6 protein-coding genes and 1 other RNA gene are annotated in these 7,202 nt (G+C 50.4%); 2 read left to right on the top strand and 5 right to left on the bottom strand.

Translation table 11 applies throughout. The features are described 5' to 3' along the window. Together dnaX and ffs are read right to left on the bottom strand one after the other, a co-directional pair. The coding region (gene dnaX / locus HWQ67_RS10195) for a DNA polymerase III subunit gamma/tau (protein ID WP_218252586.1) at positions 1–1,218 on the bottom strand (1,218 nt) is incomplete at its 3' end. Between the two features lie 179 nt (positions 1,219–1,397). Further along, positions 1,398–1,495: signal recognition particle sRNA small type (ffs, locus tag HWQ67_RS10200), an RNA gene on the bottom strand. A 352-nt stretch (positions 1,496–1,847) separates the two neighbouring features. Between ffs and pstB the strand changes: the two genes are divergently transcribed. Further along, positions 1,848–2,609: a phosphate ABC transporter ATP-binding protein PstB gene (gene pstB / locus HWQ67_RS10205; RefSeq protein ID WP_218252587.1), complete on the top strand. Its 762-nt coding sequence runs from the start codon at positions 1,848–1,850 to the stop codon at positions 2,607–2,609. 4 nt (positions 2,610–2,613) lie between these two features. Further along, positions 2,614–3,282, top strand: coding sequence for a phosphate signaling complex protein PhoU (phoU, locus tag HWQ67_RS10210; RefSeq protein WP_218252588.1), 669 nt, complete (start codon positions 2,614–2,616; stop codon positions 3,280–3,282). Positions 3,283–3,913: 631 nt separating this feature from the next. On the opposite strand, the gene HWQ67_RS10215 is transcribed toward phoU, so the two are convergent. The 3 genes from HWQ67_RS10215 to HWQ67_RS10225 are packed head-to-tail and all read right to left on the bottom strand — an operon-like array spanning position 3,914 to position 7,131. Further along, positions 3,914–4,699, bottom strand: coding sequence for a phosphatidate cytidylyltransferase (locus tag HWQ67_RS10215; RefSeq protein WP_218252589.1), 786 nt, complete (start codon positions 4,697–4,699; stop codon positions 3,914–3,916). A 2-nt stretch (positions 4,700–4,701) separates the two neighbouring features. After that, the gene (gene uppS, locus HWQ67_RS10220; RefSeq protein ID WP_218252590.1) at positions 4,702–5,415 is read right to left on the bottom strand and encodes a polyprenyl diphosphate synthase; all 714 of its coding nucleotides are present in this window, start codon (positions 5,413–5,415) and stop codon (positions 4,702–4,704) included. A 33-nt stretch (positions 5,416–5,448) separates the two neighbouring features. Beyond that, positions 5,449–7,131 (bottom strand): hypothetical protein, encoded by a 1,683-nt coding sequence (locus HWQ67_RS10225; RefSeq protein WP_218252591.1) that lies wholly within the window; start codon positions 7,129–7,131, stop codon positions 5,449–5,451. Positions 7,132–7,202 lie beyond the last annotated feature (71 nt).

Below are 7,202 nucleotides of genomic sequence, written 5' to 3' on the forward strand. Positions count from 1 at the left end.
GGAATCGGGGGGTGGAGGAGGTGTTGGTTCCGGCGCCGTTGGTACTGATATTGGTGCTGATATTATAGTTTTTTGTTGTCCGGCTGACGGCAGGGCGGGCAGAGGTCCCAACTGCCTGGCCCGCTGGAGCAAGTCCGCCATGACGCCCTCCACACCCTTGAGCGACCCCAGGAGACTGAGCTTTATCAGCGTCATCTCAAGGGCGATGCGTGGTGAAAAGAAGGTCTTTATTGTGGCATGTGCCTTTATCAGTTCGTTTAGGATGACGGTCAGGGTCTCCACGTCCACGGCGGTTGACAGCCCTGCGGTGGGGGTTGGTGGGGTGTTGTGTACGCACTGGATCAGGGCGTCTCTGAAGAACACGGTAAGCTCCGAGGCAAACCCCCGCAGGTCAATCCCTCCCTCATAGAGCGTGTCGATTATCCGCAGTATCTGCACCCTGTCACCTGTCACGATTGCATTGGCAATGTCAGATACGCTACAGAGGTCTGCAATCCCCAGGAGGTCTCTCACGGCGGAGTCCGTTATGTCGGTGGTGAATGAGGCGATTTTATCAAGCAGTGTGAGACAGTCCCTCATGCCGCCATCTGCGGCTCTTGCGATGAGGTCGAGTGCCTCCGCTGTGATGTTAAAGCCCTCGGCCTTTGAGATCACCATAAGGCGCTCCTTGATCTGTGCGGAGGGGACGCGCTTAAAGGGCAGATGCTGGCACCGAGACAACACCGTTGCGAGTATCTTATTGGCTGCCGTTGTGGCCAGGACAAAGATGACGTGTGGGGGTGGTTCCTCGAGGGTTTTTAAGAGGGCATTAAAAGCCGCCGTAGAGAGCATGTGAGCCTCATCGATGATGTAGAGCTTGTATCGTGAGCCGGATGGGGCATACTTGACCTTTTCCCTGAGGTCGCGGATGTCGTCCACGCTGTTGTTTGAGGCGCCGTCTATTTCGATGACATCCATGAAGGAGCCATCGCGCACTGCCTGACAGGAGGTACAGGTACCGCATGGTGTAGGAGTGGGGCCGTTTTCGCAGTTGAGGGACTTGGCCAGTATGCGGGCAGCGGAGGTCTTGCCGACCCCACGGGGGCCTGAAAACAGATATGCGTGTGCCAACCTGTTTTCCAGCAAGGCATTACGCAGCACCCTGATTATTGTATCCTGCCCAACGAGGTCCTCAAAAAACTGTGGCCGCCACTTCCTGGCGAGCACTAAGTAAGACAATCAGCTCTCCTTAAACACGTTATAAAGCTCTCCGCTATTATGCTGCCCAAGGGGGTTTGGTTCCCCGTGTGGTGCCCTGCTGTTGTGACACATTGGCACTCCGACAACCGGGGGCGGACATGGCTACCGGAGGTGGACCTGGATGCCGGGGGCACCAACGTCTGTTTTTTCAATGCAGCCGGGCAAAGACTTGCTGCGGCACACAGAATAAATGCTTACCGCTGCTTCCTTCCGGACCTGACGGGGTTCACACCCTCCTGTTGCGCAGGGCCATTGCCCAACTGCATTCAAACAACAGCGTCACCAACCGGTGCCTGTAATATCGCACAGAGATAAGCATAGCATATCTCAAACAAGAAAGTCTTGAACTTTTTTTCTTGCTGTAAAAAATCCTGTTCAGACAGAACAAATTAATCCTCTTTAAAAAACATGGTAAAACTCCTTTTAAAACTGTATGAATCGTTTATTTTCAATGGCTTATCTTTCATGTTTTTCTCACTTACCATGGAATTTATAAAAGATACGAACAAATTAATCCTGACCGGTTGCAAAAAAATATGCTTTTCTTTTGTACTCTATGATATAATTACTGCTTATGATAAGTGATGATGTCAGAGAGGTTTTCAGATATGGAATCTGAGAGGGTAATCGATGTAAAATCGCTGGGGTTTTATTACTCCGATGAAGTCCATGCCCTCAGGGGCATTTCCCTGCCTGTCTACAAGCAGGCTGTAACATCGCTCATCGGCCCTGAGGGATGTGGCAAGACCACGCTGCTGCGATGCTTTAACCGGATGCATGACCTCTACCCGGGCAGCCGGTACGAAGGAGAGATATACTTCGACAACACCAACATCCTCTCCAGCGCCGTAGACCTCATCCAACTGCGCTGCAAGATAGGCATGGTATTTCAGCGGCCGACGCCGTTTCCGATGACGATATTTGAAAACGTGGCCTACGGACTGCGATTAAAGGGCGTCAGGAACAAGAACGAACTTGCCCAATCCGTTGAGACAGCCCTCAGACACGCCGTACTGTGGGATGAGGTCAAGGACAGCCTGCACAACAGTGCCTACAGCCTCTCCGCCGGACAACAGCAGAGACTTGTGATTGCTCGCTCACTGGCGGTCAGACCGGAGGTGCTGCTCTTTGATGAACCTGCATCGGCGCTTGACCCGGTTTCCACGTCAAAGATAGAAGAGCTTGCCGCAAGCCTCAAGAAATATTATACGGTTGTCATTGTCACACAAAACATGCAACAGGCCGCGAGGATATCGGACTGGACCGGCTTTATGATGCTCGGTGAGCTGGTGGAGTTTGGCAGGACAGACCTCTTGTTTACAAACCCCTCTAACGTTCTCACAGAGGATTATATATCAGGGAGATTTTAGGCATATGTCAATAAAGGATGATGAACTAAGGGCAATAAAGGATATGCTCCTGAAGATGGCCTCTCTGGTTGAGACTGCCATCAAGGACAGTGTAAGGTCCCTCTTGGAGCGGGACACGGAACTGGCCAACAAGGTCATCAAAAACGACCACGTAATCAACACCTACGACGTCCATATAGATGAGGCGTGCATCAAATTTATCGCTCGCCGCCAACCAGTAGGCAAGGACCTGCGCTTTATCACCACGGGGATGAAGATCACCACGGATCTCGAACGGATCGCAGACCACGCCGTAAATATTGCACAGAGAGCCGTCGAACTCAGCAATGAGCCATTCAACAACACCTATGACGATATCTCCCGGATGCGTGAGGTCGCACAACGCATGATCAAGGATGCTATCGACTCCTTCGTCAACGAAGACAAACGCCTGGCCAAGGACGTCATCATGCGCGACGACGAAGTAGACGACCTCAACGACATCATCATAGACGAACTGATGGCCATCATGACAAAACACCCCGAGGCCATCGTCCACGCAACCAAACTGGCCTACATCTCCAGAAATCTCGAACGCATAGCCGACCACGTCACCAATGTAGCCGAAATGGTCATCTACATGATAGAAGGCCGTATAGTCAGACACATAGCCGATACCCACGAAACCCTGTAAGGGGTGCCGTCCTCCCGGGGTGACGTCCTCCCCTGACGCTTGGGGGCATGGTTCATAAAGGCTAAAAAATAGGTAACAGTTTGAGGTGTTTTTGAGACGGATAGTCAACAACTATCCGAAACAGATTAACTTGTCCGTATCTCCCGGACTTCAGGTGGGCGCTCAATGGGAAAGCCTATGACCAAATATCTAAAAACTTGTTCTAATGCAATAAAAGCACAGATTGGCATTATTATCAGAAAGTACAGACATTCATTTACAAAAGGCATATCCACAATTGAATGCACTACGGCGCTTGAGATGTTGCACACGTCAAGCGTGAAGGATATTGTCATATCGCTGCTTCTTGCAAGACTGAAATCAACCGGCCTGACAGTCATCATTATGAAAAATATTAACAGAGCTATCTGTATACAGGTTCCATAGTCCTTCCTTGTTAGCATCATGAAATAGTATAACCTGATTGCAATCATATTGTCAACGTTACCAATTGCCTCATCTAAAATCTATAAAAAATTATCAATACCTTCGCCAAGAAATTTGGTAGAAAGCTATAGAGATGGAGATAAGGTAAAACATCGGACGGTTTTAAATCTAATACAGTGTCATGGTGTTAAGTTGAGGGTCATCACTATTGGCTAAACATTATAAGCATATGATAGAGTGCAGGGGCGGCAAACAGCATACCGTCTATTTTATCCAGGATGCCACCATGGCCAGGCAACAGACTTCCTGAGTCTTTGACGTTTGCGTCTCGTTTAAACATGGACTCTACCAGGTCACCGGCTATGCCTACCATTGCCAGGACTATACCGACGAGGAATGTTTTATCAAACGACAGGTGTAGTGCAAAGTATGCCTTCAGCAGAGCGGAACAGATGACGGCTCCGATTATGGCGGCGATTGCACCTTCTATGGTTTTATTTGGGCTCATCTGTTTGTAGAGGGATCGTTTTCCGATGGTCTTGCCTGCATACAGTGCAAAGCTGTCTGCCCCCCATATGACCGCACATAGGAAGATGACTATCTCCGGACCTATGGACATTAACTTTATGAAGTAACTCAACATCACCGGGATGTACAAGAAGCTGACGATATATGGTGCAATATCCACCAAGGCGTTCTCCGGATACTTTCGGACAAATAGCCTTCCAAGCAGCACCGTTGCCAGCATTACCGTTATCAGGGCGGTTGGGATATCGTTGTACTTGTAGGTCATGCAGATGGGGATAATCCCCAGCAACGCAAAAAGATACCTCTGATGCTCCCTGACCTTGTACATGGCCAAAAACTCCGCCTGGCTGATGAAGGATATCACACAGATAAGAAACAGGAAAAAGCCACGCGGCAGATACATGACGTAGTAGTAAAAGAGCGGCAGAACGATGGCGGCAACTATCAGTCGCTTGGCGTGCATCTCTACAAGGAGACCTTATGGGGGACCGCCCCAAAGCGTCTCTCCCTTTGTTTGTAGTTGTGGATGGCCGAAAAGAACTCATCCTGAGTGAAGTCCGGCCACAGGGTATCGGAGAAGTACAGCTCGGCGTATGCCGACTGCCAGATCAGGAAGTTGCTGATGCGTTTTTCTCCGCCCGTGCGGATTATCAGGTCTACGGGCAACATGTCTCTGGTGTCGAGGTTGGATTCCAGGACTGATTCATCGGCGTTACTGAGGTCTACACCGCTTCTGGCGAGCTTTCTTACGGTGCGGACGATTTCGTCTCTGCCGCCGTAGCTTATGGCCATTGACAGCACCATGCTGGTATTAAGCGACGTCAGGAACTCTGCGTTTCTTATCAGGAACTGTATTTCGGGGGGGAGTTTTTCCCTGTTTCCGATCACCTTAAATGCTATGCCCTTGCTCATAAGGTCATCTATTTCCGTTTTGAGGTACATCTCCAGGAGGTCCATGAGGGTTATGACTTCGGTTTGGGGTCTTCTCCAGTTTTCTATCGAAAATGCGTACAGGGTTAGTGCCTTGATCCCAATATCGACGCTGGCATTGATGACATCCTTGCTGCGTCTGACCCCCTGACGGTGTCCCTCTGCTCGTGGCAACCCCCGTATATTGGCCCATCTGCCGTTGCCATCCATGATAATGCCCACGTGTTTTGGTATTATGACATTGTCCAAGTAAAAGCGCTCCTCATCAGCACAGCGGGGATGTCAGTAGATAAACGGATAGACTGACAGTACCGTCACAAACGGATTGTCACCAGAAAGGATGTTCTTGGCCACGATTCCCAGTATGGGTTTACTCAGTACATACAGCCTGTCTTTGTCTATGGCGTAGTCGAGGATGTTGCCATTGAGGTTGCCAGTCAGGGCACTTTCGTCGACCGTTGAGCCGTTCCACCATAGGTTTACTATTTTGGATTTGCCATACCCGAGGGATATCACGGTAGCGGTGACGGGAGTACGCTTGATGACCAACGCCTGGTGTTTGGTGGTGTAGAACTTGTCGGCAACATGCCAGGGGCCTGTTCTTCTGAAGCCATCTCCTTGATACTCCCTTATGAAGCCGCCAAAATCGTCCTTGCTCCGCCACAGGATTTTGCCCATGTCGTTGGATATGACCATGTGGTTGTCGTCGTCGTAGAACACTACCCTGAGTAATTCTTTATCTTGCCCCTGCCCCTGGTCGGACAGGAATGCGAAGTCGTAGATGTTAATTCCCTTTGGCAGCATCAGTGCCTTATCCGGGTGGTACTTGCCGTCATAGACCACGTTGAAGACGTCGCCCTTAAAACCATCCGATGAATCAAACGCCTGAAACAACAGCCTGCCACCGATGATGCGCAGGAATCCTTTTGTCTTCCACAAGAGTTCGATGGCGTTATCCTTGAGTTCGTAGACATAGCCATAGGCACCATCTGATCCATAGGAGGTGACGATCACTTCGGCCTTACCGTTTTTGTTGAGGTCTATGGTATCGAGGTATATGTTGTCCTGGAATTTGTCGGTATCAAACGTCCATAGCTGGTGGAGGTCTACGGTGGGTTTAAAGACCCTTACAGTGGCACCGGTGTTGAGTAGCATTTCCTGTTGTTTATCGCCATCGAGGTCGCCCAGTGCGATGAGGTCGTAGCCGGTGGATAGCTGGTAGGTCAGAAGCGGTGCGTCGTTGGATGCCACAAACGGGTCTGCGGCTGATTTCAGACCGCTTACATAGTCCTCGTTTAAGAGGAGTTTGTCGGTGGATATCTCCCGTGCGTCGGAGACCCAGAATAGCCGCTGTCTCAGGAACTTGTCCCTGCCCTCGTTTATGCCATCCACCACGGCAAGGATGCCGGCGTAGGACTTCTTTGCCTCGGCCAGGAGTTTTTCAACGTCATCGGTAACGAGCGACGTGTCGAGCATATCAAAGCGGCCTGTTTCTTTCAGTTGTCTGTAGTATGCATCCCCGACGAACCAGTCTATCGTCTTGCCCTGGTAAAACAGGAGTCTTAGCTTTGAGCTTGACACCCGTACCGTGTCGTCTTTTTGGGGCTTTCCCGATAGAACGGTTGCCTTGATGGCATTGGGTGTTACGTCGGTGACTTCGGCAACGCCCACGGATTTTTCGAATCTGCCCACGGGTTCGTTGGTAATGGGGTGGTAGAACATCTCAGCCTCACGGAAGAGTTCCAGGCGCATCCCTTTGACAAACATCTCCGGAGCCGTGCTACTATCAACGGTGAGCACGGCGCCCCGGACGTCTGCGACCTTTTGTTTGAGGGGCTTGAAAAACCCAACCGTCTTGTCAACTAGCGGTCGGAGTGTCTCATCCACCGCCAAGGCATTGCCCGATGCAAGGGCACTCCCAAGCAGCAGGAGCAGGATTAGACCATATACAGTCTTTTTCACCATATGGCAGTAGTGTAACATAAAACTTTCAGAAATACAAGGGGGCCAATTGTATGGGCACTGTTAATTTTACA

This window comes from Candidatus Magnetobacterium casense, assembly GCF_019173545.1.
GTDB classification, from domain to species: Bacteria; Nitrospirota; Thermodesulfovibrionia; order Thermodesulfovibrionales; family Magnetobacteriaceae; genus Magnetobacterium; species Magnetobacterium cryptolimnobacter.